Annotated in this window: 20 protein-coding genes and 1 pseudogene; 11 read left to right on the top strand and 10 right to left on the bottom strand. The window is 64.2% G+C overall.

From position 1 onward, the window contains the following. Nucleotides 1-36: 36 nt before the first annotated feature. From argE to hutU, 4 genes are read right to left on the bottom strand one after another with little or no spacing between them, the layout of a single operon-like run. Nucleotides 37-1,161, bottom strand: coding sequence for an acetylornithine deacetylase (gene argE / locus AC5IJH_RS03310; RefSeq protein ID WP_491901373.1), 1,125 nt, complete (start codon nucleotides 1,159-1,161; stop codon nucleotides 37-39). Then, the gene (locus AC5IJH_RS03305; RefSeq protein WP_491901372.1) at nucleotides 1,158-2,534 is read right to left on the bottom strand and encodes a formimidoylglutamate deiminase; all 1,377 of its coding nucleotides are present in this window, start codon (nucleotides 2,532-2,534) and stop codon (nucleotides 1,158-1,160) included. The genes argE and AC5IJH_RS03305 overlap by 4 nt, the downstream gene beginning before the upstream one ends. Further along, a complete protein-coding gene (hutI, locus tag AC5IJH_RS03300; protein WP_491901371.1) occupies nucleotides 2,531-3,787 on the bottom strand; it encodes an imidazolonepropionase in 1,257 nt (418 codons plus the stop codon). Before hutI ends, AC5IJH_RS03305 begins: the two co-directional genes overlap by 4 nt. Next, complete coding sequence (gene hutU, locus AC5IJH_RS03295) at nucleotides 3,784-5,445, bottom strand: urocanate hydratase (protein WP_491901370.1); 1,662 nt, start codon at nucleotides 5,443-5,445, stop codon at nucleotides 3,784-3,786. The genes hutI and hutU overlap by 4 nt, the downstream gene beginning before the upstream one ends. Nucleotides 5,446-5,624: 179 nt before the next feature. On the opposite strand from hutU, the gene AC5IJH_RS03290 reads away from it, so the two are divergent. Then, a complete protein-coding gene (locus AC5IJH_RS03290) occupies nucleotides 5,625-7,148 on the top strand; it encodes an APC family permease (RefSeq protein ID WP_491901369.1) in 1,524 nt (507 codons plus the stop codon). 1 nt (nucleotide 7,149) lies between these two features. Here AC5IJH_RS03290 and AC5IJH_RS03285 read toward each other — a convergent pair whose 3' ends face one another. Then, nucleotides 7,150-9,063 carry an alpha-L-arabinofuranosidase family protein gene (locus AC5IJH_RS03285; protein WP_491901368.1) on the bottom strand — a complete coding sequence of 638 codons (1,914 nt, stop codon included), beginning with the start codon at nucleotides 9,061-9,063 and terminating at the stop codon, nucleotides 7,150-7,152. 180 nt (nucleotides 9,064-9,243) lie between these two features. On the opposite strand from AC5IJH_RS03285, the gene AC5IJH_RS03280 reads away from it, so the two are divergent. After that, nucleotides 9,244-10,893 (top strand): hypothetical protein, encoded by a 1,650-nt coding sequence (locus tag AC5IJH_RS03280; protein WP_491901367.1) that lies wholly within the window; start codon nucleotides 9,244-9,246, stop codon nucleotides 10,891-10,893. A gap of 19 nt (nucleotides 10,894-10,912) precedes the next feature. On the opposite strand, the pseudogene xseB reads toward AC5IJH_RS03280, so the two are convergent. Next, nucleotides 10,913-11,140: pseudogene (xseB, locus tag AC5IJH_RS03275) on the bottom strand (exodeoxyribonuclease VII small subunit); the annotation flags it as partial. A 27-nt stretch (nucleotides 11,141-11,167) separates the two neighbouring features. Beyond that, complete coding sequence (locus tag AC5IJH_RS03270) at nucleotides 11,168-13,042, bottom strand: bifunctional homocysteine S-methyltransferase/methylenetetrahydrofolate reductase (protein ID WP_491901366.1); 1,875 nt, start codon at nucleotides 13,040-13,042, stop codon at nucleotides 11,168-11,170. A gap of 101 nt (nucleotides 13,043-13,143) precedes the next feature. Between AC5IJH_RS03270 and AC5IJH_RS03265 the strand changes: the two genes are divergently transcribed. Continuing rightward, on the top strand, nucleotides 13,144-14,607 hold the full coding sequence (locus AC5IJH_RS03265; protein ID WP_491901365.1) for a hypothetical protein: 1,464 nt from the start codon (nucleotides 13,144-13,146) through the stop codon (nucleotides 14,605-14,607). Nucleotides 14,608-14,616: 9 nt separating this feature from the next. Then, nucleotides 14,617-15,354 (top strand): bacillithiol biosynthesis deacetylase BshB1, encoded by a 738-nt coding sequence (bshB1, locus tag AC5IJH_RS03260; protein ID WP_491901364.1) that lies wholly within the window; start codon nucleotides 14,617-14,619, stop codon nucleotides 15,352-15,354. Here the strand turns inward: bshB1 and AC5IJH_RS03255 are convergent. Both AC5IJH_RS03255 and AC5IJH_RS03250 read right to left on the bottom strand, forming a co-directional pair. Then, a complete protein-coding gene (locus AC5IJH_RS03255) occupies nucleotides 15,326-17,194 on the bottom strand; it encodes an ATP-binding protein (RefSeq protein WP_491901363.1) in 1,869 nt (622 codons plus the stop codon). The genes bshB1 and AC5IJH_RS03255 overlap by 29 nt on opposite strands. Further along, the gene (locus tag AC5IJH_RS03250; protein ID WP_491901362.1) at nucleotides 17,191-17,565 is read right to left on the bottom strand and encodes a response regulator; all 375 of its coding nucleotides are present in this window, start codon (nucleotides 17,563-17,565) and stop codon (nucleotides 17,191-17,193) included. The genes AC5IJH_RS03255 and AC5IJH_RS03250 overlap by 4 nt, the downstream gene beginning before the upstream one ends. A 220-nt stretch (nucleotides 17,566-17,785) precedes the next feature. Here AC5IJH_RS03250 and AC5IJH_RS03245 point away from each other — a divergent pair, with 220 nt between their 5' ends. The 7 genes from AC5IJH_RS03245 (at nucleotide 17,786) to phoU (ending at nucleotide 25,049) form a co-directional block, all read left to right on the top strand. Continuing rightward, nucleotides 17,786-18,484 carry a winged helix-turn-helix domain-containing protein gene (locus tag AC5IJH_RS03245; RefSeq protein WP_491901361.1) on the top strand — a complete coding sequence of 233 codons (699 nt, stop codon included), beginning with the start codon at nucleotides 17,786-17,788 and terminating at the stop codon, nucleotides 18,482-18,484. A 99-nt stretch (nucleotides 18,485-18,583) separates the two neighbouring features. Then, complete coding sequence (locus AC5IJH_RS03240) at nucleotides 18,584-20,419, top strand: sensor histidine kinase (RefSeq protein ID WP_491901360.1); 1,836 nt, start codon at nucleotides 18,584-18,586, stop codon at nucleotides 20,417-20,419. A gap of 152 nt (nucleotides 20,420-20,571) precedes the next feature. Beyond that, nucleotides 20,572-21,525, top strand: coding sequence for a phosphate ABC transporter substrate-binding protein PstS (pstS, locus tag AC5IJH_RS03235; RefSeq protein WP_491901359.1), 954 nt, complete (start codon nucleotides 20,572-20,574; stop codon nucleotides 21,523-21,525). Nucleotides 21,526-21,711: 186 nt separating this feature from the next. Next, nucleotides 21,712-22,737 carry a phosphate ABC transporter permease subunit PstC gene (pstC, locus tag AC5IJH_RS03230; RefSeq protein ID WP_491901494.1) on the top strand — a complete coding sequence of 342 codons (1,026 nt, stop codon included), beginning with the start codon at nucleotides 21,712-21,714 and terminating at the stop codon, nucleotides 22,735-22,737. Further along, a complete protein-coding gene (pstA, locus tag AC5IJH_RS03225; RefSeq protein WP_491901358.1) occupies nucleotides 22,737-23,627 on the top strand; it encodes a phosphate ABC transporter permease PstA in 891 nt (296 codons plus the stop codon). The genes pstC and pstA overlap by 1 nt, the downstream gene beginning before the upstream one ends. Before the next feature lies 1 nt (nucleotide 23,628). Further along, nucleotides 23,629-24,387, top strand: coding sequence for a phosphate ABC transporter ATP-binding protein PstB (gene pstB / locus AC5IJH_RS03220; protein WP_491901357.1), 759 nt, complete (start codon nucleotides 23,629-23,631; stop codon nucleotides 24,385-24,387). Then, nucleotides 24,387-25,049: a phosphate signaling complex protein PhoU gene (gene phoU / locus AC5IJH_RS03215; protein ID WP_491901356.1), complete on the top strand. Its 663-nt coding sequence runs from the start codon at nucleotides 24,387-24,389 to the stop codon at nucleotides 25,047-25,049. Before pstB ends, phoU begins: the two co-directional genes overlap by 1 nt. Before the next feature lies 1 nt (nucleotide 25,050). Here the strand turns inward: phoU and AC5IJH_RS03210 are convergent. Then, a partial coding sequence (locus AC5IJH_RS03210; RefSeq protein ID WP_491901355.1) for a 3'-5' exonuclease occupies nucleotides 25,051-26,841 on the bottom strand: 1,791 nt, incomplete at its 5' end.

Below are 26,841 nucleotides of genomic sequence, written 5' to 3'. Positions count from 1 at the left end.
GGGCAGCCCCATTCGAGTCCTGCTATTTGGATGTGCCTACGAGCTCTGTTGCAGCATGGACTGCACAACTTCAACCGCGATTTGGAGTTCGGCTATGGGCACGCATTCGCGCCGGCTATGGGCGGTCTGCATGTCACCCGGTCCAAAGACGACGATTTCGTCGCACACCTCGGACCAGAGGCTGGCCTCTGATCCGAAGGCGATTGATGTCGCTGGGCGATGCGCCAGCCTCTCCAATCGACGCACGAGTGGTGCATCGGCCGGGGTCTCGAAGCCGCGCTGCTCACGCAATTGCGTGAACTCGGTCTGGACGCCTGGAGACTTCGCCGCGATCTCGGAAAGCTCTGCCCGCATCGCGTCCGGCACGCGCTGCGCGGCCTGACCCGGCACAGGACGCCACTCCAGCAGAAACTCGGCCGAGGCGGGAACAATGTTCTTTGCCGTGCCGCCAGCGATGGTGCCCACGTTCAGCGTCGTGAACGCCGGAGAGAAGAAGGAATGGCGCTGGTGCTCCAGCTCCGATTGAAGCTGCTCGACTGCCGCGAGGGCATGCGCGGCAGCGTAGATCGCGGAGGCTCCTTGCTGCGGGTGCGCGCTGTGGGCCTCGCGCCCGCGGAACTGCACCTGCGCCAGGCAGTAGCCCTTGCCCGCACGTGCCGGGTGCAGGCAAGTCGGCTCGCCGATCACCATTCGCTTGGGTAGCAGCCGGCCATCGCGGAGCAACTGCTTCGAACCGAAGCAGCCAATCTCCTCATCAGCCGTGAGGACAATGCAGACGCTGGAACCGATAGTCTGCTGCCGCTCAGCCGCGGTAAGCAGGCAGGCGAGGAATGCCTTCACATCGCAGGCGCCACACCCATGCAGATTCCCGTCGACCTGCTTCGGTTCGAGCGCATCCTGCCAATCCGCGGGATACGGCACCGTATCGGTGTGACACACAAAGGCAAGCTCCACCTCGCGCTGCTGGTACGGTTGCTCGCGAGGTGTTGCGATCAGGTTGATCTTCTCGATGCCGTTGCCATCGCGGTAGGGAAGCTCTGTGATCGTACAGCCAGCGTGCGCCAGTGCTGTCGCAGCGTACTCGATGACTGGAAGATTCGACACGGTCGATACGGAAGGAATGCGGATCAGGTTTGAGAGGTGTTCCGTGACTCGGCTCAACGCGGCCCCCAGACGCGATCGGAAAGCTCACGGTAGCGCCGCACGATCTCTTCTTCGAGTGGATGATGACCATCCCGCAGGATGAAGCGGCCTGCAACCATCACATCGCGCACGGCCGATCGCTCCGCACCAAACACCAGCGCCGGCAGCAGTGACGTCTCGTGATGCCCGGCGATGGAGAGGTCATTGAGCGCGAACGTGACCATGTCTGCCAGCTCGCCTGCGCGAAGGTTTCCTGCGGCGGTACCGAGCGCTTCGGCACCCGTGCGTGTTGCGCAGCGGAGCAGCAGAGGTGCAATCGCAGGCCGATCCTCGCTCGGCTGGTCGAGCACGGCGCGTTGCTGCTGCTGAAGGCGAAGATGGTAGTCGAGTTCGCGGGCGTCCTCGAGTGGAGCAATCTGCGCCTGACTGTCCGATCCGAATGCATGACGCACACCGAGCGCTAGCGACGCATCCGCAGCCACGATCCCATCGCCCAGGTTGCGCTCCGTAGTCGGACAGGAGCAGATGATGGCTCCCGACGCGGCGAACTGCTCGCGTTCGCGGTCATCGAGGTGAATGGCGTGAACGGCGACGAAATCGGGGCCGAGCAGGCCCTCACGCGCCAGTAATTGCACTGGGGTCGCGCCGTACTCGCGGAGGCATGCATCGTTCTCGCCGGTCTGCTCCGCGACATGCATGTGGATTGGCAGCTTGCGTTCGCGCGCCCAGCTCGCGATCCTGTGCAGATCACTCAGCGGCACCGCGCGAAGGCTATGCGGTGCAACAGCGACTGTGACGTTAGACGCGCCCGCCATCTCGTCCAGCAGAGCTGCGGTGTTCTCGATGTACGTATCAGCGCTCTCGTAGAAGCGCTGCTGTCCGGCATCGGGAGCGAGTTCGAAGCCGGCGCGCAGGTAGGCAGAGCGGAGCAGCACGATACGCAGGCCGACCGAGTGCGCAGCGCGGATGACTTGCCGCGCAAGCGTGTTCGCATCGGAGTACGCTGTGCCGTCGGGTCGGTTGTGCACGTAATGAAACTCGCCGACCGTGGTGATACCGGCCTTCACCATCTCGAGAAAGCACATGCGCGTCACGTCGAACATGTCATCCGGGCTGAGCGCTGCCGCGGCCTGGTACATGGTGTTGCGCCATGACCAGAAGTCGCGCCCGCTGACAGCACGCGATTCGGCGCGCCCACGTATCAGCCGCTGGAACGCATGTGAGTGCGCGTTGACGAAGCCCGGCAGCAGCACCTTGCCCACGAGCCGGACAACTTTTTCAGCATCGGCTTCGTTCCCGATCCGCCCGTCTGGTTCGACCAGCATGCGGCCGCCACGCACGAATCTCTCGTCGCGATAGAGCAGCTCCGGTTCGTACGCCGTCGCCTTCACGGTGTCTGCTCCTGCAGAGTTGTGACGACACGCTCTCCACTGCGCCACACCTCGCGTACCGGTGATGCGCCGAGCGTGTACACGAGGTCGCGCCAGTCATGCGAATGAAGCACGACGAAGTCGGCGTCCGCACCAGCCGCGATCGCGCCGGCATCGCTGAGCCCAAGCGCGTAGGCGGCATTGGTCGTTCCCGCCACGAGAGCCTCGGCGGGCGTGAGTCCATTCAGTCGCACGGCCAAGGCGAGTGCCGCAGGTAAGGAGTAAAGCGGGCTCGAGCCGGGATTGAGGTCAGTGCCGACGGCGACTGCGGCGCCGGCATCGATCAGCTTGCGCCCCGGCGCGGGCGGCAGTCCCAGGTGCAGAGATACGCCGGGGAGAAGTGTCGCAACCGTAGTTGCGTTAGTAAATCGTGCGAGCTGTCCGGCATGCATGGCCTCAAGATGATCGACGCTCAGCGCGCCCATCCGCACTGCAACCTCTAGCCCGCCGACAGACTGAAACTGCTCTGCGTGCATCTTGATCCGCAGCCCGTGATCGAGCGCGCAGCCGAGCAGGCGCTCGGCCTGTGTGGCGGACCAGGCCTCCCGCTCGACGAAGATGTCCACCGCAGTTGCCAGCCCGCGTTGCGCAACCTCGGGGATGAGTTCGGTCTCGACGCGGCGCATGTATTGCTCGAGCTCTGCTGAATCCCTGGGTGGCACGTGCAGCAGCAGCGTAGGAATGATGCGTGCAGGAGACTGCTGTCTGAGTCTCGCGATCACGTCGAGCAGCCGCAGCTCGCCTTCAATGGAGAGGCCATAGCCGCTCTTGACTTCGATTACGGTCGCACCGGAGAGCAGCAGTGCATGCACGCGCTGCTTGGCTGCGGTGAGAAGCTCGTCATCGCTCGCCGCCAGCGTAGCCTCCACGGTGCTCCGGATGCCACCGCCCCCGGCGAGAATCTGCTCATAGCTGACGCCAGAGGCACGCGCTTCGAAGTCACGCAGCCGGTCGCCCGCCCAGATCGCATGCGTATGCGGGTCGACCAGTCCCGGCAGCATCGCGCGCCCACCCATAGCGACTGTGTTTTGCGTGGAGCCCTGCCACTCTCCTGCGGGTCCGATCCACGTCACGCGTCCCGCAGTGATCGCAAGCGCGGCGTCCTTAATGACCAAGAGTTCGCGCATCTGCAGACCACGGCTCACGCTGGCATGCGTTGGCGTCACCAGTTCGCTGATTCCGATGATCAGCCGATCGCAGGATTGGCTGATCATGCGATCTCTGGTCGATCGAGCCCGCGTGTGCGCGCGACCTCGCGAGCTTTGTCATAGCCCGCGTCTGCGTGCCGGACGACACCCATGGCGGGATCATTCGTCAGGCAAAGACGCAGGCGCTGCTCTGCCTCGTCGCTGCCGTCGGCAACTGCGACCAAACCCGCGTGCTGGCTATAACCCATGCCGACGCCACCCCCATGATGGAAGCTCATCCATGCTGCGCCGCTCGCGATGCCGACGGCGAAATTGAGCAGCGCCCAGTCGGAGACGGCGTCCGATCCGTCGAGCATCGCTTCGGTCTCGCGATAGGGACTTGCCACCGAACCGGCGTCGAGGTGGTCGCGCCCGATCACAATGGGAGCCGCAAGCTGCCCCTCACGCACCATCTGGTTGAAGAGCAAGCCGGCACGGTCGCGCTCACGGTAACCGAGCCAGCAGATCCGCGCGGGCAGCCCCTGAAACGCGATCTCCGTCGAGGCGAAGCGCAGCCAGTGCTGCAGGCGAGCATCGTCTGGAAACAGGTCGAGCAGCGCACGATCGGTCTTCGCGATATCAGCCGGATCACCGGAGAGCGCCACCCAGCGAAAGGGTCCGCGTCCTTCGCAGAAAGAATCGCGAATAAAGGCGGGCACGAAGCCGGGATAGTTGAATGCATCACTCACGCCGGCCTGCCTGGCCTGCGTGCGCAGATTATTCCCGTAGTCGAATGCAATCGCACCGCGCTGCTGCATCGTGAGGATCGCCTGAACATGGGTCGCCATGGCTGCTCGCGCACGCTCCAGGTAGACGGCCGGCTCGCGCGTGCGCAGCGTGTTCAGGTCCTCGTCCTCGCGTGCCTGCGGCAGGTAGCCCCACATTGGGTCGTGCGCGCTGGTCTGGTCAGTCACCAGGTCCGGCGTGAAGCCGCGCCTGACCATCTCTGGCAGCACCTCGGCTGCATTACCGCGCAGCCCAATCGATAACGCGCGTCGCTCGCGCTTCGCGTGTTCAGCAAGGCGCAATGCATCGTCCAGCGAGGTGGTGGACTGGTCGAGGTAGCGCGTCTGCAGCCGGCGATCGATACGCTGCGCATCGACCTCGATGCAGATGCTGACGCCGCCCGCGAGCTTCACGGCAAGCGGCTGCGCTCCTCCCATTCCGCCCAGGCCCGCAGTCACCGTGATCGTGCCTGCGAGCGTGCCGCCAAAGTGCTGCTTCGCTGCCGCAGCGAAGGTCTCGTACGTGCCCTGCAGGATGCCCTGCGTCCCGATGTAGATCCACGACCCGGCCGTCATCTGGCCGTACATCATCAGGCCCGCCGCATCGAGGCGATCGAACTCCTGCCAGTTGGCCCACTGCGGCACCAGGTTCGAGTTGGCGATCAGCACGCGTGGCGCGAGCGGCTGGGTCTCGAGCACCGCCACAGGCTTACCCGACTGCACCAGCAGCGTCTCGTTGTTGCCCAGGCGTTCGAGCGTGTCGATGATCGCGTGGTAGCACTCCCAGTTGCGCGCGGCTTTGCCGCGACCTCCATAGACGATCAGTTCCTCTGGCTTCTCGGCCACCTCGGGGTCGAGGTTGTTCATCAGCATGCGCTTTGCCGCTTCCTGTATCCAGCCGCGCGCGGTGCGCGTGTTGCCCCGCGGTGCGCGGATCGGCGAGTAGCCGGACATGCTCATCGCGTGGTCTCGCTGGCGAACCAGATTAGCGAAGCGGGTGCGCAGCTCTGTCTCATCCGCACTGTTCTATCAGATGGTGTTCACGGTGGTCGTGCCGGACGCAGCACTGGGCTTGGTTCGGGGCGCACGCGTAAGCTAAGGCTTCACAACCATCCAGAGCGAGAAGGACCCCCGACTGCATGCCTGAGCCTGACCTGCCAGTAGTCAGCGACACCCAAAGCGACACCCAAGTCGATCCGCCAACCGAGTTCCATCGCGCGCTCGGGCTGTTCGACTCGACCATGGTCGTGGCCGGCGTCATGATCGGCTCCGGCATCTTCATCGTCAGCGCGGAGATCACGCGCCTGCTCGGCAGCTCCGGCTGGCTGCTGGTCGGGTGGGTCATCACCGGCGTTCTAACGGTGGCGGGGGCGCTGTCTTACGGCGAACTTGCGGCGATGATGCCCGAGGCCGGCGGCATGTACGTTTACCTGCGCGAAGCGTTCTCGCCGTGGCTCGGCTTCCTCTACGGCTGGACGCTGCTCACCGTGATCCAGACAGGCACCATCGCCGCCGTTGGCATTGCGTTCGCGCGGTTCAGCGGTGTGCTGCTGCCCGGCATACGCGAAGACCGCTACCTCATGCGGCCGGTTGAAATCGTGCCTGGGTATGCGCTCTCACTCTCGACCGCGCAGTTGCTGGCCGTCGCTGTGATTGTGCTGATCGCCTTCTTCAATAGCTATGGGGTCCGCTGGGGCAAGCTCATCCAGAACGTCTTCACGGTGGCGAAGCTGGGCGGCATGGCTGCACTGCTGGTGCTGGGGGCCGTCGTCGCGTACACACACCCGGCCATCCTGCTGGCGAACTTCGCACATCCGTGGCACCCGGTCGACGTCACGCCGATCCACGGACTCGAAGCCACGACCGCCTTCGGGCTGTTCATCGCGCTCTGCGTTTCGCAGACGGGCTCGCTCTTCTCCGCCGATGCGTGGCATGACATCACGTTTGTCGCCGGCGAGGTCCACAACCCCAAGCGCAACCTGCCGCTCGCACTGGCGATTGGCACGGGCAGCGTTACCGTCTTCTACCTGCTGTGCAATCTGTGCTACTTGTCGGCGCTCTCGCTGCACTCCATACAGACAGCGCCGCAGGATCGCGTTGCCACCCTCACTGTGAATGCAGCGCTGCCCGGGCTGGGCGCCGCCCTGATGGCCGGGCTGATCATGGTTTCCACCTTCGGCACGGTGAATGCGCTAACGCTCGCCGGGGCGCGTGCGTGCTTCGCGATGGCGCAGGATGGACTATTCTTTCGCCGCGCCGGCCTGCTGAACAAGGCGCGTGTGCCAGGCTGGGCGCTCGCGATCCAATGCTTCTGGTCGGCCTTTCTGGTGCTTCCGCGCACGCACGACCGTGTCACCGGCGCGTATGGCAATCTTTATAGCAACCTGCTCGATTACGTGATCTCGGCCGCGCTTCTGTTTTACATCCTCACCGTCGCTGGACTGTTCCGCCTCCGCCGCACGCGTCCGGATGCGAACCGTCCGTACCGCGCCTGGGGCTACCCATGGCTGCCGGGGCTCTACATCGTCGGCGCTTCCGTCATCCTGGTTGTCCTGTTCATCTATCGCACGACGACAACATGGCCGGGTCTGCTGATCATCGCGAGCGGCGTGCCCATCTATCTCCTGCTGCGCAGGCGCGCCGCCCTTGCTGAACGCTCATAACTCAGCGCGCGTGAAGCTGGATGAGCTGCACACTGTACGCCGGCACCGTGTGATCGAACGCCGCGCCGACACCGCTGCGGGTCGAGTTCGCGGGCACAATGCGGCGCGGATCGGCCACCGTATTCGTCTCCTGCGGTGAGTGCCCGGCAAGGGTAGTGACGTCGGCCTGCGCGGCGATGTCCTTCGCCCCGTTCACATGAATGCTGACTCCCTGCGGCACCGACGAGCCATTCACCAGCTTCAGGTAGAGCAGCCCCGTCTGCGGATCGCGCGTTGCCGAGCTGAAGAAGCGAGGATTGCCGCCGTCTATCTTGGCATCCACGATCTCCTTGCCGACGTGTGCACCGAACATCACCTGCGCGTAGTAGCTCGGCGAGCCGAAGCTCGACAGTGCGTCGTAGCCGATCAGGTTCGTGAACCACTGCGAGGCCTCTGGATTCACGTTTGCGAACAGTGGCGCGTATGAGGCCATGATGACGAGATCGCTGTTCCGCTCGAGACCGGTGAGCCACGCCGCGTCCGCTAGTGCGGCGCCCAGGTCCGGCGTGGGAGAGCCCTCGTTCGTGGCCCACTCACCGACAAAGATCTTCGGTCCGTTGCGGTCCGTCTTGTCGTAGTGGTGAGCATCGGCGAAGAACTCGTTGGCCGAGCGGTAGAAGTGCTCGTCGATCACATCCGGCTTCACGCTGTGTACGTCGGTCGTTGCGATGAGCTGGAGCTGCGGGTAGCTGGCCTTGATGGCTTTATAGAACTGCGCGTAGCGACCGTCGTAGCTATGCGACTTGTCGAACTCATCCTCGTTGCCGATCTCGACATAGCGTACGGCAAAGGGCGCGGGATGACCGTCGCGCACTCGCACCGCACCCCATTTGGTGTGCACATCGCCGGTTACATATTCGATCTCTTCCAGCGCATCCTTCACATACGGCTCGAGCGTCGAGCCCGGGTCCACATGCTCCTGCTGCAACGAGTAGCCGGCATACACGGCGAGCACCGGCTCCATGTGCAGGTCTTCACACCACTCGAGCATTTCGAGCAGGCCCATGCCGTCGGAGGACTGGTAGTTCCAGGGACTGCGATGCGTGGGCCGGTCTACCCACGGGCCGATGGTCTGCTTCCACTCGAAGCGCTCCTTGATGTGATCGCCCTCAAGGTAGTTGCCGCCGGGCAGCCGCAGGAACGCCGGGTGCAGCGCGTCGAGCTTCTCCATCAGGTCAGGACGGAATCCATTTAGGCGCGACTTGTAGGTAGGCGGAAAGAGCGAGACGAGCGAGAACCACAGGCTGCCCGGTTCGCTGGCTGCTAGCTCGAGATGGTTCTGGACTGACACATCCGGTACATTGCTGGTGTGCAGCGTGAACGTGTAACGCTGCCAACCGGTGCCCACGCCAGAGACAGTCGCCTTCGCCAGCACGGCTCCGGTACGGTCGCTCACCAGGCGCGCCGCCAACGGGCTGCTCCACGCGTGGTCTGCCTTCGCATAGAACGAGCCCTTGTACTCAGTCTGCGGCTGCACCGCCATGCCCCAGAAGCCGGTGTTCGTTACACCAGCCAGATTGTCTGTATCCGCCACCGTAATGGTGACGCGCAGGCTATCTGTAAGCACCTGGCTCGGCCCGCTCTTCTGGTCGTCGAGCAGAGTGGCGCGTGCGTGGCCCTGCTCAAGAGCCAGCCAGCCATGCGGCCCGAACGCGTGGTCGGTCATCGCCCGATCGCGCACCATCTCGGCATACAGTCCGCCGTCAAACGCATGATTAATCTCTTCCGTCATCAGCCCATAAAGCATGGGACTGACCTGGCCGCGCGCATGCGCTACGTCGAGCGTGAGAGTGGCCGCCGGCGTATTCTGCGCGCTGGCTGCGACGCATCCAAACAGAGTGATAGAGAGAAAAGCGCACAGGGCAGCTCGATGCATCGGTTTGCGAGACCTCGCCGTTCAGGACTCGGGCAGGCCCTCAGAGAACGTTTGCCCGGATGCGGGATTGTAACCCGATGACCGGGCCGTCCGTCTTCCTCCGGAAGGCGGCGATCGATGACCCCACCACCAGCCAGTGAGGACGGATTGCACAAAGATTCCACAGCTCGCCTGGCGTGGGTGTCCTCCCAGCTTCGAAGTGATCCCCGAATCGGCGGCTCCCAGCTCAGCAATACTGCCGCAGCCAAGCCCACGACACATCCGCTCCCCGACAGCCTGCTCTTCTGGGCTGGAGTGCTCGCGTCTTGTGTCTGGATCCTGCTGCTTCCAGTGTTTCCCAGCGAGGACGGCCCGGTGCATCTCTACTACGCGACCGTGCTGGCCAAGCTGCTCCACGGCGCGCATGGCCCGCTGACCGCCGCGTTCGTCATCCGCCATGTGCTGCCGCCCTACAGCCTCTACTACTACCTGCTGATCGTGCTGCTCGCGGTCTTCCCCGCGGTTCTGGTGGAGAAGCTAGTCGCTGCGATCATCGTCGTGACGCTCGCCGCGGGTTTTCGCGCGTTGTGCACGGCGGCAGGAAAGAACGGCGCCATCACCTCGTTCCTCATCCTTCCGGTGCTCCTGAACTGGCCACTCTTCATGGGCTTCCAGAATTACGTGCTCTCGGTCGGGATCACGATGGTGGCACTGGCCGTCTGGTTTGCGCACAGCCGGTATCGGCGCCCGGTCTTTCTGCTGCTGGTTGCTGCCGTTGTGCTGGCGCACCCTGTTCCGCTGGTTGCGCTGCTGGCCGTGTGCGCTATCGACCTCTCGGGAAGACGCTTCGGACCGGCTGACGCTGCGGCTGCGGAGCGCAGGCGTGGCTGGCGGCTGGACCTGCTGACGCTGGCCGGAGCCTGCGTACTGATGAGCTATGTCGCGCTGTTCACGCAGGGTGACAAGGTGCGCAGCAATCTCCTCCATCACATCCATGTCACGCTGGCCCTCCGGCAGTTCGCCACCTTGTACGGGTTGGGGCTTTTCGCTCGCATCTCCGGCCCCACGCTGGTCTACACCGGTCTGCTCTACGGGTGCATGGCGATCGGCGTCTTCCTCACTCTGCGCTCCTGGCGTGTCCGCGCCGGGGGCTGGCGCCCTGTAGACGCGCTTGCGATGGCCACGCTGCTCTTTTTGCTGGTGCTGCCGGCGTTGCCGGACACGATGAATGGCGGCTACTACTTCAACACCCGCATGCTCATCCTTGCATGGTGCGGTGTTGCGGCCTCAGCCTCTGGCGGGCCGCCTCTGTCGCGGCGCTGGCGCTCCCTGGTGATGGCCACCAGTGCGCTTGCACTTGTCGTTACGCTGGTGCTGGCCCAACAACGGGTCGTTCCCACCGCGCGCCGGGCAGCCATTGCGGAGCGCATTCCAGTGCAGGCTACAGACGTGAACGCACTCCTTCTTCCCGCGACGCCCTACCAGGCCGATCCGGTATTGCGCTTCCGCCCGCTCGAGTGGTCCGGGGTACGACTCATCCGCCGCGCCGGCGACGTGATGCTGGACGCTCCATTCCTCGATATGGCGACCATGCCCGTCAACACGCGCCAGCCGGAGCTGGATGGCACCGTGGTGCCCGGTGCGACCAACGCACTGCCGGACCTGGTCGTGCGAGCGCATCGCGACCCTGCCTGGGCGCACACCCTGCTGCGGCACGCGGACCTCGTCGTCTTTCAGGATGAGTTCCATCGCTCGTCTGCCGCACAGGTCGAGAGGGAACTGCACTCCGATGGGAGGCCGGAGATGCGCTGCTTTGCGGATGACTGGCTGTACATCTGCCGGGGTCAATAAGCGCCTGCGACCGTGACGATTAGCTCTGCGGTGGGAAGGGCTCTGCCTTCACCGACCCATCGCGCTGGCGCAGCAGGATCTGCACCTTGCCCTCGGCGGCGTCGAGCTCTTCTTTGCACACCGCGGACAAGTGGATGCCCTGCTCGAACAGGCGGATTGAGTCTTCGAGTGGAAGCTCGCCCTTCTCCAGGTCCTTGACGATACTCTCCAGCTGTTTCAGCGACTCTTCGAATGTAGCCATGGCGACATCAACTCCCGTGCTCGATTGCGTGTGCTACGCGGTGGACGGCAGCACCTGCTGCACGATCTCGACCGCGAGCGCGTAACGGCCGAACGGCGCACTAACCTGCACGCCCTGCACCATCGGTCGGGCGGCAGCCAGCATCTCCTGCGCGATCCGGATGCCCTCGCTGCGCGCTTCATCGGGCGTTGCAGCCGCGGCCATCCGCGCCATGATCTCTTCAGGCATGGAGACGCGCAGGTCATTCCTCATGAACTCAGCGTTGCGCAGACTGGTGAGCGGCCAGATGCCCGCGACGACCGGAATGCGGAAACTCTCGATACGGCGCAAAAAGCTCTCGAGCAGGCGCAGATCGAAAACCGGCTGCGTGATCGCATACTCCGCGCCTGCTTCGACCTTGTACGCGAAGCGGCGAATCTCATTCTCGATGTCCGGCACACCTGGGTTTGCCGCCACCCCCAGCGTGAAGCCCGTCGAAGCGCCGATCGGATTGCTGCCGATGTCGAGCCCGTGGTTGAGCCGGTTGACGACGTTCACCAGCCCGATCGCGTCCACGTCGAAGACTGCAGTCGCGTCCGGGTAGTTGCCGAGCTTCGGCGGATCGCCGGTGAGGCAGAGGATATTGCGCAGCCCCAGTGAGGACGCGCCCAGCAGGTCGGACTGAATCGACAGCAGATTGCGATCGCGGCACGTGTAGTGAAGGATCGTCTCAATCCCGGTGTGCTGCTGGATCTGCAGGCAGAGGCTCTGCGCACTCATGCGCGCCGACGCGCGGGGTGAGTCCGGCACGTTGATCGCGTGGATACCGGTGCCGGCAAGCAGTCCCGCGCCCGCGATCTCTTTGCTGCAGTCGATGCCGCGCGGTGGCACAATCTCGACCATCGTGATGAACTCGCCCGCCGCAACCAGCGCACCGATGTTTGAACGATCGGCCAGCGGGGCAGGTGGCGTTTCAGTCACGATCGGCACGCGCGCCTGCTGCGGCACCGTCGTGCGCTGTGCGTCGATCGCGCGAATCGCGGACTTCATGGCGCGGATGTCGTTCGGTGTGGTGCCGCAGCAGCCGCCCACAAACTGAACGCCCGCCCGTACGAATTTCCGCGCGAAGCTGGCCATGTACTCCGGCGAGCAGAGATACAGGTTGCGGCCATCCACGTTGCGCGGCATGCCGGCATTTGGCATCGCGGCCAGTGGCAGATCGGTAGCAGCGCGCATCCGCTCGATGCCGGTCAGCACCGTAGCCGGCCCGGTCGAGCAGTTGCACCCCAGCACATCCGCACCGGCAGCAGCCAGCCGGGCTGCCGCGATCTCTACCGGTGTGCCGTCGAGGCAGTTCGCGTCTTCGTCGATGGTCACCAGCGCGAACACAGGGATGTCGCCGGCGACCTCGCGTGCAGCGTGGATCGCCTGCTCCGCTTCGTTGATCGCTGAGATCGTCTCAATCACCAGGACATCGACGCCGACCCCGGGACCGCCAGCCACCAGTCCGGCAATCTGCTCCGCGAACGCAGCACGTGCCTCGTCGAGCGATGTCTTTCCCAGCGGCTCCAGGCGAACGCCGAGCGGACCGACCGAGCCGGCGACGAATCCGCTGCCTGCCTGCTTGTCCGCGAGCTGCGCCACGGCTTCGCGCGCCAGCCGTGCTCCCGCTTCGTTGATGGCTCGCGTCTTATCCTTGAGACCGAAGCGCTCCAGCCGAAAGCTGTTCGCGCCGAAGGTGTTGGTCTCGACGATCTCCGCACCGGCCTGCAGGTACTCCTCGTGCACGGAGCGGACCAGTTCAGGCTGCGTGAGGTTCAACTCGTCGAAGCACTTGTTGAGGAAGACGCCGCGGCTGTACAGCGATGTCCCCATGGCCCCGTCACACAGGATGGTTCGGGTGGAGAAGAGGGTGGTCAGCCGTGACATCCTCTCATGCTAAGCGAGCAGCCACGGGAACACCAAACCCTTTGCTATACTGCGATTTCCGCACACAAATTGCCGAATTGAAGGTTGAGGTCCGAAGCATTTTGAAGAAGAGAAGTCGTCTGTCCCTGGCTGCCGCTGCTGTTGTCGCGGTGCTGGTTTCGTTCACTCTGCTCGGATGCGGCAAAAACTTCTACTTCGCGGGGCGCACACTGCCCCCCAGCGGACTCACGCAGCGTGTGCTCGTGGCCGTCGATAATCCGGTCGGCTCGCTGCAGTTCATGGATGCCTACTATGACATCCGCCACCCCTTCAACAATCCCAACGGACAGTTTTCGATCAGCGGGTTCAGCGGATCAAACCCTGTCAGCATCCAGAATTTGCCAGAAGAGCGCGTCGGTCTGGTCTACAACTCGGGCGATGGCACTCTGGTGGGGATCGACTACTCGCAGGAGAAGGTGAGCAGCACGGTCGTCTCCGGCAGCTCAATCGCAACGAGCATCTACGGTTCGCACCGGCTGGATTACTTTGTCGCCGCGGAGCAGAACAGTCGCGCCATGCTCGTCTACGACCCCACGGTCGGCCAGCCATTGCTGATGAACATCGCCAGCGTCGATCGCGTCTCGATGAACGCGAATGCGACGCTCGTACTAGGGTTTGTGCAGAACAGCAATCTGGTCTACACACTCTTCAAACTCACGCAGGCACAGTCCACCCAGTACGCCAACCCCGCTGACTGGCAGGCTGCGGGCTACCAGGACTGCGAGCCGCAGAGCCTGCCCAAGTACTGCGTGAATCAAGTGAAGGACCCGAACGGCGCCTTCGATCGGCCTCGCAAGGCCATCTTTTCGTCGGATGGCCAGAGCATTTATGTCTTGAACTGCGGACAGGAATGCGGCGGGTCGCAGCCGAATGGCGGGATCGTCACAATTCCGGTATCAAATTCCGTCCTGAACACGAACGTGGGCGGCCCCTCCGGGCTGAACCTGCAGGCCGGCACCGTGCTTCCTGTGCCCGGCGGAGCGACCAACGCCATCCAGAGCGGTACGACCATGTACGTCGCAGGCCAGCACCTCATGACCGACCTGAATGGCTCAGGCTTGTTCGCCGGCGCACTCAGTGTCGTCGATCTCAACGCGTTCAAGGTCACGGGCCAGTATTCGATCAGCGACGGTGCGCATAACAAGATGAGCTTCGCCGACGACAACACGCTCTGGATCGGCTCACAGCGCTGCCAGAGCGGGGAGCGCTTTGCGCAGAACCAGGCCGGCATCCCCGATGCGAACGGAAACGTCGTCCAGTTCGGCTGCCTGGCGCGGGTCGATCTCGCCTCGCTCGCCACGAAAGGGCGGGGCGCTGTCACGGTCGACCGCTTTATCGGTGACCTGACGGGCATCGCCAATGTCGAGGGCCTGCACAAGATCTATGTCGGCGAGGGTGGGCAGGTCCACATCTACCGCACCGGTGACTTTACGGAACTCGACAATACGAACGTCACCGTGACCGGCACAGTCTCGGATGTCGCCTACATGGACGGCTCCTCGGACGCAAACAACACGACCTACTAGGGCAGCGCCATGCCAGAGCCGCCGCCAGCGTCGCACTCCCGCATCGACATCCTGGCCATTGCGGCCCATCGTGACGACGTGGAGCAGACCTGCGGCGGCACGCTGCTGCGCATGCGGGCACTGGGCCTGGAGACCGGTATCCTCGACCTCACGCAGGGCGAGGCCGGAACGCGTGGCTCAGCCGCGGAGCGCGCCGCCGAGGCCGCCGCCGCCGGCCGCATCCTGGGTGTGAGCTGGCGTGACGCCCTCGACATCCCCGACGGACGCGTCGAAAACACCTGGGACAACCGGATCAAGATCGTCCGCGTGCTGCGCGAACTGCGGCCGCGCGTGGTGATCCTGCCATACTGGCAGGGGCGTCACCCCGACCACTACACCAGCGCGACGCTGGGTTATGAGGCTTGTTTCGTCAGTGGACTCGCGCGGGTGGATACGGGTGCACCGCCGCACCGGCCCTACAAGGTCGTGTATGCGAGCCTCTATGCCGATGTCCGGCCCAGCTTTGTCGTGGACATCACGCCCTACGTCGAGCAGCGCTATGCCGCGCTGATGGCCTACCGCTCGCAATACGCGAACGCGGAGCGGGGAAGCGGCCTGTTTGTTCCCGAGGAAGAGATTCGGGAGCGCACTTTTGCCGAGGCGCGGCACTATGGTCAGTTGGCTGGGGTGCGGTACGCGGAGCCCTTCGTGCAGAAGGAAGTCGCCCTGGTGGACGACCTTATGACATTGCCTGTGGCTTCGCTGTGAAGGCGTAGTCGGCGGTCTCAAACGGCGGAGCGATCAGCGGCGTCTCGGAGAGATCCTCGTCCGGTTTGGTCTGGCTCGAGCGCTCCGGCAGGTAGACCCGGACGACAGCTCCACGTAGGTCGCCATCCATGGCGTTCGAGATGCGCACCGTGCCGCCATGCTTCTGCACGATACCGAGGCTGACCCAGAGGCCGAGTCCGGTGCCGCGTTCGCCCTTAGTCGTCATAAAGGGCTGGAACAGCTTCTTCTCGACATGCGGCGCGATGCCGCGACCGCTGTCGGCGATTTCGACGATCGTGCCGGCACGGCCGTCGAGCGGGCTCGCCGGGCGGACGATGATGCGCACATGTCCATTGGGACCAGCCGCTTCGCCGGCATTGGCAATCAGGTTGGTGAACACCTGCCGCAACTCCCCCGGGTAGCCGTGGACGTGTACCGGATGCGTGTAGCTCTGCTCGACGTGGATGTTCTGGTCGCGCAGCTTGCGATCGAGCAGCAGCAGCACGCTGTTGATCAGCTCTTCCAGGTTGACCTGCACCGGGATGGGCGATTCGCGGTAGAGGCTCAGCATGGCGCGACTGATCTGCAGCGTGCGCGCCAGCTCCTGCTGCGCCAGCTTCAGGTAGTCGCTGCGCCGGTGCGCATCGTTCTCCTGGGCAATCAGGAAGTGCAGATTGGCGACCGAGTCGAGCGGATTGTGAATCTCGTGCGCGATGCTCGCAGCCAGGCGGCCGGTCACCGCGAGCTTCTCGTTCGCGATCAGCGTGACCTCGGCCTTGCGCAGCTCCGTGACATCACGGAAGACGACGACAGCTCCGTCGGGCTGGCTCTCCTGGTCGGTAATGATGGACGCCTTGGCATCGACCGCATATTCAGTCTGGTCGCGCGAGAGCAGGGTCCCCTCCTGGGTCAGGGTCAGGGCGCCTGAGCGCTCCAGGTCTTCTAGCAAATCCCCAAGCGGCTGGTGCGTCTGCGGATGAGTCACGTGCAGCACAGTGGCAAGTGGCTGGCCGGTAGCTTCGCTCAGCGTCCAGCCGCACAACCTCTGCGCGACCTTATTCATGAAACGGATGTTTCCCTGCCGGTCGAGCGAGATCACGGCATCGCCAATGGATTCGAGTGTGGTCGAGAGCAACTGACTGCTTCCGGCAAGCTCCGTATTGCGCTCCTTGACCTGCCCGAGCGCCATTTCGTAGGCATCTGAAACGCGCTGCAGGCGGCTGCTGGCGAAGATCCCGATACTGATGCCGCCGGCCAGCGCCAGGCCGAGGACAAAGGGCAGGAAACGACTGACGCGCTGATCCAGTCGTGTCACGCTGGCGTCGCGCTGCCGGACTGAGTTCTGAATGTCTGCTTCAAAATCCTGACGAAGGGTGTCCATCAGGGCCTTGCCCTGCTCGGTCAGCGCGGCGGCGACCGCCTCCGGCGCCGGCGCTGGTTGTGCCAGCACGGTAGCCGCCCAGCTCTGCCAGGCGTGGACGTCCTGCTCCAGGCGCGCGGTCTGGGCTCGCGGAACGCCGGCATCTGCGGAAAGGCGCTGCAGATGCTGCATATCCGACTCGAGCGCCTGCGACCCGGCGTTGTACGGTGCAAGGACCGAAGGCAGACCGGTAAGCTGATAGGCCCGGAGACCGGTCTCCTGGTCAATCATGTGCTGCTGCATGTTCAACAACTGATCGACCGTACGGGAGTTCACGATTGACTGTTGCCGGAGGTGAAGAGCCGCCCCCACCTGCCACACCAGCAGCCCGGCGAGTACAGCGAGCACCGTCACCGGCACCAAGAGCGTGGTGCGGACAATGCGGTTGAACTCGCGTACTCCGACGGGGGAGTCGGTCATGTGGTCTCTCCGCTGCTTTCCAGCAACTTTCTTACGTTCTGCAGCAAAATCAGGGCGCCGTCGCCCTTGTTCGCGACCATGGTGACGATGCGCTGGACCTCTTCAGGCAACGTCAGGTAGGCCGAGAGCAGCAGGATGGGGATCGTGGGCCGAATCTCCCGCAAAGCCTGCGCCACAGCCGCACCATTCATCCCTGGCATGGCGAAGTCGAGCACGACCGCGTCCACCGTGTTCTGCCGGAACAACTTTATGCCGGTCGGGCCATCCGAGGCGGTATAGACGACATATCCCTCGCGCTCAAGGACGACCTTGCGGATCTCAAGCCCGAGCACTTCGTCATCAATACACAGGATCGTTGGAACCCGAGACACATGGGACCTCGTCGTCGGTTCAGGCTGCGAACCGTCATCTAGTTTGCGGAGTATAGCATTCGCCATTTGTTCTTCATCTGCGACTTCTGTACCAGTCCGGGCACGGACACAGGGCCGCCGATTCATCGTCCTTTCGCATTGTGTCGGGGCGGATCGGGTACTCTGGGCGGGGCACGCCAGACGGCTGATTGCGTCCGGTATCTTGCTGTAAGGACAGTTCTTGAGCCAGACCATTTTCGTACTCGAAGACGATCCGGATATCTCCCGCCTGGTGCAGCATCAATTGGAGGCCGCCGGCTTTGGCGTCCGCACCTTCTCCACGCCCACCAACCTGCTGCCCGATGCGGAGCGCCAGGCACCTGCACTGTTTCTGCTGGACATCATGGTGCCGGGGGGCGACGGTCTCGACGTATGCCGGCGCCTGCGCGCGCACCCCGGACTCAGCACCGTGCCCATCATTTTCGTTACCGCGCGCGCCAGTGAGAACGACCGCGTCCTCGGCCTCGAGCTGGGGGCGGACGACTACATCACCAAGCCATTCGCCATGCGCGAACTGGTCGCCAGGGTCAAAGCGGTGCTGCGCCGGTTCGAGCGCCCGTCGACTCCGTCGATCATCAGCTTCGAAGAAGTCATCATTGACGCGAATGCGATGCAGCTCAAAGTCCGCGGGGAACTGACCACCACGACCGCGACCGAGTTCCGGCTGCTTGACTACCTGGCCCGCCACCCGGGGCGCGTCTTCAGCCGCGACCATCTTCTCGATGCGGTGTGGGGCGATGCCCGCTTCGTCACGCCGCGTTCTGTCGATGTTTACGTCCGGCGCATCCGTGAGAAGATCGAGAGCGATCCGGAGAACCCGCGCTATCTGAAGACGGTGCGCGGTGCGGGGTATCGCTTTGAGATGCCCAAAGCCAGCTAGAGCGGCACAGGTCGGGGGCGTTTGCTGCGGCTCGGTTCGATCCGTTTGCCATCGCGCGCCTGAAGACGGCCGCGCAGTCTGCCGCCCGGGAGCCGGGGCATGACCGGAAGCGTCTTTTCGAAACTGCTCTTCTCCTTCGTGCTGGTCCTGACCATCTGCACCGCGGTCCTGGACTTCTCGATCCGCAGGATCGTCGATCATGCACTGCGCGAGCAGGTGGAGCAGGCGCTCACGGGTGAGGCGCGCTTCCTGGCCGCACAGTTCTCGACAGAGCTTCATCCGGTGACCAGTCACCCGGGGCCCAGTCACTCGGGCCAGATCCACACAGGGCAGAGCGCCGCGAGCGGCGTTCCCGCCACAGCAGCGCCATCGGATGCGATGACCCAGCTGCTCTCGGCCACCTCCGCCGCGTCGCATGCCCGTATCGCCGTGTTCTCGGCCGACGGAACGCTCTACGCTGGTTCGGGCGACTCCGGGGAACATGAGGCGTTGGATGCCGTGCCCGGAGTCGCCGCACTGCGTAACCATGACGGGGTCGCGCGCGACGTTCGTTTCGCCACCCTTTTTCTCGGCGTTCGGCAGGGTGACGTGATTGTCCGCATGGGCTACCCCCTGGCAGAGATCCAGGGCAAGCTGCACCTTCTGCGCCGGGACATTCTGCTTGCGTCCCTGGTGTCGCTGCTGCTGGCAACACTGCTGGCGGCGGCCATGGCACAGCGCGTGGCCAACCGTATGAGCCGCATCGTCGCCTTTGCGGAGAGGATCGCCGCGGGCGACCTGGCCGCGCGCATCGATGAAGCAGATCGCGACGAGATCGCCGTGGTCGCCCGCGCGCTCGACACCACCGCCAGCCGGTTGGAGACCACCTTTCACTCGCTCGAGAGCAGCCGCCGCGACCTGACAGCGCTGCTCGACAGCATGCAGGAGGGGGTCATCGCCGTCAGCGAGACGGGGCTGGTCATCTGGTCGAATGCCTCGATCACGCGGCTCACCCAGCAGCCCATTCGCGAGGGGCGAGCCCTGGTCCACACCGTGCGTGATCCCGATGTGCTGGTCTGCGTCACAACCGCATTGCGCGAACACACAGCGGCTCGCGCGCGGGCCGCCGCCGTTGCGCCGGGGCGGGTCTTTGAAGTGCACGCCGCGCCCATGCCGGGCGGTGGCGCGGTTTGCGTGCTGTCGGACATCACCGAGATCGAGCGCGCGGAGACCACCCGCCGCGACTTTGTCGCCAACGTGTCGCACGAACTGCGCACCCCGCTGACGTCGATCTCCGGCTACGTCGAGGCCCTGCTTGACCTGGAGCAGCTCGACCCGATCGCGCGCGAGTTTCTCGGCATCATCCTCAAGAACGCCGGACGCATGAACCGCCTGACGGAAGACCTGCTGACCTTGGCGCAGGTCGAGTCGGCGGACTTCAAACTCAGCCTGCAGCCACTCCGGGCCAGTGCGCTGGTGCGGGACGCCGCGGACTCACTCGCCCCGGTCGTGCAGGACGCAGGCATGGAGATGGAGATCGGCGAGACGGTGAACGACAGCGTCCTGGCCGATCCGGATGCGCTCCAGCAGGTCTTCGGCAACCTGGTCGAGAACGCAACCAAGTACGGACGCAGCGGAGGCCGCTTGCGCCTTGGGGCCCACCGGCGCGACGACCGCGTCGAGTTCTATGTCCAGGACTTCGGGCCCGGGGTGCCGTTCGAACACCAGCGACGCATTTTCGAACGCTTCTATCGGGCAGACAAGGCGCGCTCGCGTGAGTCGGGCGGCACCGGGCTGGGTCTGTCGATTGCGCGACATATAGTCAACGTCCACGGCGGCGACATTCGTGTCGAAAGCGAGCTTGGCCACGGCGCCACCTTCCTGTTCACACTGCCTGTTGCGGATCGCTACCTCACGACGCAGCAAGTGGAGACCCCCCACAGCGCAGCCATCTAAGCCGGCGGCATTCTCGGGTTTTTCACGTCTGTGTAAACGGACGTTCACGAGGGCCCGGAAGAATTGTGGCGGCAACTATTCCGAGGGGGCAGACCTAAGTGAAATCTTTTCTAGCTGCAGCGGCGGCTTTGTGCATTTGTGCGTCGGCAGGTGTGGCGCATGCACAGAAGCTGAACGGCGCAGGCGCGACATTTCCGAATCCGATCTATTCCAAGTGGTTCAGCGAGTACAGCGCCAGCCATAACGGTGTGCAGATCAACTATCAGCCGATCGGTTCCGGCGCGGGCATCCGCCAGGTGACCGCTGGCACGGTCGACTTCGGCGCCACTGACGGCCCGATGACGGATGAGCAGATCGCCTCCTCCAAGGTGAAGATCCAGCACATCCCGACAGTGCTTGGCGCAGTGGTGCCGATTTACAACCTGCAGGGCGTACCGGGTGGACTGAAGTTCCCACCGGACGTGCTGGCTGACATCTACCTCGGCAAGATCACCACCTGGAACGATCCGCGCATCGAGAAGGAAAACCCCGGCGCCAAGCTGCCGAGCAGCGAGATCTTCGTCGTGCATCGCTCTGACGGCAGCGGCACGACCTACATCTTCACCGACTACCTTTCGAAGGTCAGTGATAGCTGGAAGAACGGTCCCGGCAAGGGCACCTCGCCGAGCTGGCCCCGTGGCCTGGGCGGCAAGGGCAACGAGGGTGTGGCCGGCATTGTGCGGCAGACGCCTGGCGCGATCGGCTACGTTGAGCTGATCTACGCGCTTCAGAACAAGATCGAGACCGGCCTGGTGAAGAACTCCGCAGGCGCCTATCCGGCTCCCACGATCGACAACGTGACCGCGGCTGCGGCCAGCGTGAAGCAGATGCCGGCAGACTACCGCGTCTCCATCACGAATGCCCCGGGCAAGGACGCCTACCCGATCTCGAGCTTTACCTGGCTACTGGTCCCGACTCCGGCGGCGGACGCGGCCAAGGGCAAGGTCATCAAGGACTTCCTGAGCTGGATGCTCGAGCACGAGAGCGAAGCGTCATCACTCAATTACGCGCCACTCCCGGCCGGCGTGGTCACCAAGGTGAAGGCGTCCATCAACCAGCTGAAATAGCTTCGGGCCCCTGATCCACCGCAATCTTTCCGCAAGAGGCGCCTCCCTGGCGCCTCTCTTTTCTTCCCGGTGCAAATCGGCGGCCGCTTCGTTTGCGTTACGATGTGCCCGTAAGTCCTTTCATCTTCTGTTCATTCAGTCCGGGTAGCCTCTTTTCGAGTGGCCGAAAAAACACAGGTACCTGCGTTGACGCAGCCCCCCAGAATTCCGAGTCCCGGGCTCGTCGCGAACACACCACCCGTCCCGCCGAGCGAACCCTCGATCGTTCGCAAGTTCTTGCGCGGTCGTAGCGGCTCTGGCGCGGGGGATCGTGCGTTTCACGCCATCGTTCTGCTCTGCGCCCTCAGCATCTTCGCGATCGTCGGCCTGATCGCGTACGAGCTGGTGTCGCGCTCGCACCTGACGCTCTCGAAGTTCGGACTCGGCTTCTTCTTCCGCTCGGCCTGGGATCCGGTCAACGGCAACTTCGGCGCCTGGCCCTTCATCTACGGCACCCTGGTCTCGTCGTTTCTCGGGCTGCTGATCTCTGTGCCGTTCGCGCTCGGCGTCGCTATCTTCCTGACAGAGATGTGCCCGCGCTGGCTGCGCGCCCCGCTCTCGTTCCTGACCGAGCTGCTCGCTGCGATCCCAAGCGTCGTCTACGGCCTGTGGGCCATCTTCGTACTGATTCCGATCCTGCGCGACGACGTGAATCCGAAGCTGATGGCGCTTCTCGGCTGGACCGGGTTCTTCTCGCCGCCCAATGCCGGCTACAGCATGCTCTCCGCGGGCGTCATCGTGGCCATCATGATCCTGCCGATCATTTCCTCGCTCACGCGTGAAGTGATGCTCTCTGTGCCCATGGTGCAGCGTGAGGCAGTGCTTGCGCTCGGCGCGACGCGGTGGGAGATGATCCGCATCGGCGTGTTGCGCAACGCGCGCATCGGCATCGTCGGCGCCGTGATTCTGGGCCTTGGCCGCGCCCTGGGCGAGACGATGGCGGTCACGATGGTGATCGGCAACCGGCCAGAGATCGCGAAGTCGCTGCTCGCGCCCGGTTACACCATGGCCAGCGTGCTGGCGAACGAGTTCAGTGAGGCCACCGACGACATGTACCTGAGCGCGCTGATTGAGATCGGCCTTGCGCTCTTCCTGGTCACCATCGTGGTGAACGCGTGCGCGCGTCTGCTGGTCTGGGCCGTGACACGCGGCGCGCCGGCGAGGGCTGCCTGATGGCTACCAGCGTCATTCGTCCTCCGCTTCGTGCTTCCCGCACCAATGTTGTGCGCCGGCGCATCTCGAGCGGCATCGTCGCGGTGCTCGCGGTTACCGCGACGATCGTCGTCATCACGCCACTGATCGCGATCCTGTTCTACCTCCTGAAGCAGGGCGTCAGCTCACTCAACTGGGACTTCTTCACCAAGATTCCTGTGCCGGTCGGCGAAAAGGGCGGCGGCATGGAGAATGCCATCGTCGGCTCGGGCGTGGTGCTCGGCATCGCGAGCCTCATCGGTATCCCACTCGGGATCGGCGCCGGCATCTATCTCGCAGAGTACGGCGGCACATCGCGGATGGGGAACATCGTCCGCTTCACCGCGGACGTGCTGAACGGCGTGCCCTCGATCGTCATGGGCATCGCGGTCTACGCCCTGATCGTCCTGCCGCAGAAGCACTTTTCAGCGCTCGCCGGCGGCGTTGTGCTGGGCATCATGATGGTGCCGACCGTGACCCGCACCAGCGAAGAGATGCTGCGGCTGGTGCCGCATTCCATTCGCGAAGCCGCGCTCGGCCTGGGTGTGCCCTCATGGCGCTCCACGCTGACAATCACGCTGCGCACCGCCTCGGCCGGCATTGTGACCGGCTGCATGCTGGCGTTCGCCCGCGTTGCCGGTGAAACGGCGCCGCTCCTGTTCACCGCATTCGGCAACGCCTTTCGCAGCACCAGCCTGAACGAGCCGATCGCTGCGCTGCCCCTGCAGATCTTTATCTATGCCGTCTCCCCCTACGACGAGTGGCATCGGTTGGCCTGGGCAGGCGCCCTGGTGCTGATCGCGCTGATTATCGTCTCTGTCGCACTGGTGCGTTATGTTGTGAGCCGCGGCACATTGAAGGGAGCTAGCTAGCTTGGGCGTTGGCATTGCAGTCAGCGATCTGAATGCGTGGTACGGAACGAACCACACCCTTCACGACATTCAGCTCAACATCCCGGCGAACCACGCGACGGCGCTCATCGGTCCCTCGGGCTGTGGCAAGTCGACCTTTGTGCGTTGCCTTAACCGCATGCATGAAACCATCCCGGCCGCGCGAGCGACGGGCAAGGTTCTGATCAACGACGTCGACATCTATGCCGAAGCGTCGCCGGTCGAGATTCGTCGCCGCGTCGGCATGGTCTTCCAGCGGCCGAATCCGTTTCCCACGATGTCGATCTACGACAACGTTGCTTCGGGGCTCAAGCTGAATGGCTTCCGCAATCGCCGCGTGCTCGATGAAGTGGTCGAGCGGTCACTGCGCCAGTCCGCGCTGTGGGAGGAGGTCAAGGATGACCTCAAGAAGAAATCCGGAGCCAGCCTCTCCGGTGGTCAGCAGCAGCGGCTCTGCATTGCCCGCGCGCTGGCAGTCGATCCGGAAGTGCTGCTGATGGACGAGCCCGCCTCGGCGCTCGATCCGGTCTCGACCGCGAAGATTGAAGACCTCATCTTCGAGCTCAAGTCGCAGTACACGATCGTGATCGTGACGCACAACATGCAGCAGGCCGCGCGCGTCGCCGAAACCACCGGCTTCTTCCTGACCGGCAAGCTGGTTGAGTTCGACTCGACCCACAAAATCTTCACCAACCCCCGTGACAAGCGCACGGAGGACTACATCACGGGGCGGTTCGGCTGATGCGTATCCGCTTCCATCAAAGCCTGGACGCACTCAAGGAGAAGCTGCTCGTCATGGCGGGTATGGCCGAACAGGCCATCCAGCGTGCGATCGAAGCCTATCGTGTGCGCGACGTCTCCATCTGCGACCTCGTCATGCGCGGCGAGCTGGCGATCAACCGGCTGGAGCGTGAGATCGACCAGATGGCGCTCGATCTGCTCGCGATGGAGCAGCCGATGGCCATCGACCTGCGCTTTATCCTCGCGGTCATCAAGATCAACGCCGATCTCGAGCGCGTCGGCGACCAGGCGGTCAACATCGCCGAGCGGGTGAGCGACCTCAAGGCCTTCGCCTCCGCCGAACTGCCCGTCGACATTCCGCACATGGCTTCGCTTGCGTCTTCCATGGTGCGTAAGGCGCTGCAGTCCTTCATCGAAGGTGACGCCGAGATGGCGGAATCAGTGCTGCGCATGGATGACCAGGTCGACAAGATCAACGAGGGCGCGTACTACTCGCTGTCCACACTGATCAAGGAGCAGCCATCGTTGACGCCGCAGGCACTGAATGCGCTGGTCATCGCGCGCAACCTGGAGCGCGTTGCCGACCACGCAACCAACATCGCCGAGGACGTCATCTTCTGGATTCGCGGCGCGGATGTGCGCCACCACCAGAGCGCACTCTAACTCAGGCGGGCCACCAGTCGAGCCACGGCAGTAGAGGATGGTAGAGCGCCAGCCGATGCTCGCGCCGTCCGGCTTCCTCCGCAGGCAACGCAGTTTGTAACAGTGCGCTGTAATTTTCGAGCTGCTCACGATACTGCTCGCGCGCTGCTGCGACGTAGTCGGCCGGCTCCTCGCCCTCTGCCGGCATCCCTGTCTTGTAATCGACGATCCAGAGATACTCCGCGCCAGCCTCACCCGGGGCAAATCCGCCCAGGAAGACGCGATCCGGACGTTGCCGGAGTAGCCGGTTGGCATCGCCGCCGAACGACGTCCACGCAAATTCGTTCCACGCACTGTGACGTGTGTCGAGCAGCCATCGCCCATGCACATCCGCCAGCGCTTGCGTGATCCCGGCAAGCACGAAGCGCAGCGCCTCTGCCTGCATGGTTGACGACAAGCCATGCTGCCGCAGTTGCAGGCGCGCGAGGCGCGACCAGTCCGGCCGCGCGCCGCTGCCGCCCTGCGCTGCCCGCTCCAGCAGTGCATGCAGGACCAGGCCCTGCACGCGCGCAAGCCGGCCGCCGCTCGCAAACGGGTAAGGAGCCGCAGCGTGCGCTTGGGCGGATGGCGCGGCCGCCAGCTCACGATGGGGAATCGCATCGGACGGCAGCCGGTGCAGCACCTGACGCGGCGCAGCGGCAGCAATGCTCGACACGATGCCGTTCTGGCGCGGCGCGCCATTTGTGCTGGCAGGCATGACGAACACGCGGGCCGGTCTCGTCGCGCCTGCTGAGTCGAGAGCGCGCAGAACGCGCTCTTCGAGGCCGCCCCAGCCTGCTTTCAGCAGCGTGCCCGGCCGTAGTCCGCACAGCTCTCCGTTTGCTTTGCGCTCGAGCGCCGCGAACAGGTGCAGCTCGCGAATCGCGCGCGAGCACGCCACGTAGAGCAGCCGCTTCTCCTCTTCGCGCTGCCGCCGCGCCGCCATCTTGCCTACCCAGCCGTACAGCGCCGGTTTGTCGCCGATCTTCGCGCCGATAGGCGCCAGCAGCAGCTCTTCTTCCTGACTGTCGTTCTGCTCGCGCACCAGCCACTGAAAGAGCGCCGGATCATCGAACTTCGAGGTCTTGTGCAAAGCCGGCACGAGGACGACTTCAAACTCCAGGCCCTTCGCGCTGTGGATCGTCATCACCTGCACGCCGCAGGTGTCACTCGCGCTGGGATCCGGCTCCGCGTAAAGCGTGTCCAGCCTGCGGTTGAATGAGGCCTCCAGCGTGCCGAGGGAGTGTGGCGGCATCTCCGCCAGCATGCGGAAGAACGCCTCTGTGTTGGCACGCGCCTCCGCGTCTATGTAGAACGGCGCGCCGAGTGCGTGCCACGTGCGTTCGAGCCACAGCGCGAACGATGCCGGAGACGCAGCGAGCGCGCCGGATGCGTAGGCCGCAGCCGCAGCTTCGAGCGTGGTGAGCACATGCAGCGCCCGCTGCTGATCGTCCGACTCGAGCAACGCGATGCGTTCGCGCAGGAGTGCGGGCATGGGCTGCTCGCGCTGTGCCCCTTCGAGATCGCCATGAATCGTGTGGAGCGCTGGCAGCGTGAGGCCGCACCACGGAGCACGCAGCACTGCGAGCCACGCCACTGCATCCGCAGGATGCAGCACCGCACGCAACAGCGAGAGCAGGTCCAGAATTTCCTGCCGATCGCGCAGCAGGTCCAGCTTCACGCCGCGGAAGGGAATCTCTGCGCGCCGCAGACGGTCGAGAATCATCGTGAGGTGCGGGCGGGAGCGAGCCAGCACGGCGATGCGGTATTTTTT

Source organism: Candidatus Dedyshia acidiphila, from assembly GCF_051025295.1.
In the GTDB taxonomy this organism is placed as follows: Bacteria; Acidobacteriota; Terriglobia; order Terriglobales; family Acidobacteriaceae; genus KBS-83.
Note: the sequence above shows the minus strand (reverse complement) of the source record. Positions and strands in the feature narration are given on the sequence as shown.

What these genes read in the sequence shown, in the direction of transcription:
- AC5IJH_RS03240 (WP_491901360.1), top strand. Translation starts at nt 18,584, where the DNA reads ATGACCGGAAGCGTCTTTTCGAAACTGCTCTTCTCCTTCGTGCTGGTC.
- AC5IJH_RS03255 (WP_491901363.1), bottom strand. Translation starts at nt 17,194, where the DNA reads ATGACCGACTCCCCCGTCGGAGTACGCGAGTTCAACCGCATTGTCCGC.
- AC5IJH_RS03285 (WP_491901368.1), bottom strand. Translation starts at nt 9,063, where the DNA reads ATGCATCGAGCTGCCCTGTGCGCTTTTCTCTCTATCACTCTGTTTGGA.
- hutI (WP_491901371.1), bottom strand. Translation starts at nt 3,787, where the DNA reads ATGATCAGCCAATCCTGCGATCGGCTGATCATCGGAATCAGCGAACTG.
- phoU (WP_491901356.1), top strand. Translation starts at nt 24,387, where the DNA reads ATGCGTATCCGCTTCCATCAAAGCCTGGACGCACTCAAGGAGAAGCTG.
- AC5IJH_RS03290 (WP_491901369.1), top strand. Translation starts at nt 5,625, where the DNA reads ATGCCTGAGCCTGACCTGCCAGTAGTCAGCGACACCCAAAGCGACACC.
- hutU (WP_491901370.1), bottom strand. Translation starts at nt 5,445, where the DNA reads ATGAGCATGTCCGGCTACTCGCCGATCCGCGCACCGCGGGGCAACACG.
- pstA (WP_491901358.1), top strand. Translation starts at nt 22,737, where the DNA reads ATGGCTACCAGCGTCATTCGTCCTCCGCTTCGTGCTTCCCGCACCAAT.
- AC5IJH_RS03270 (WP_491901366.1), bottom strand. Translation starts at nt 13,042, where the DNA reads ATGTCACGGCTGACCACCCTCTTCTCCACCCGAACCATCCTGTGTGAC.
- bshB1 (WP_491901364.1), top strand. Translation starts at nt 14,617, where the DNA reads ATGCCAGAGCCGCCGCCAGCGTCGCACTCCCGCATCGACATCCTGGCC.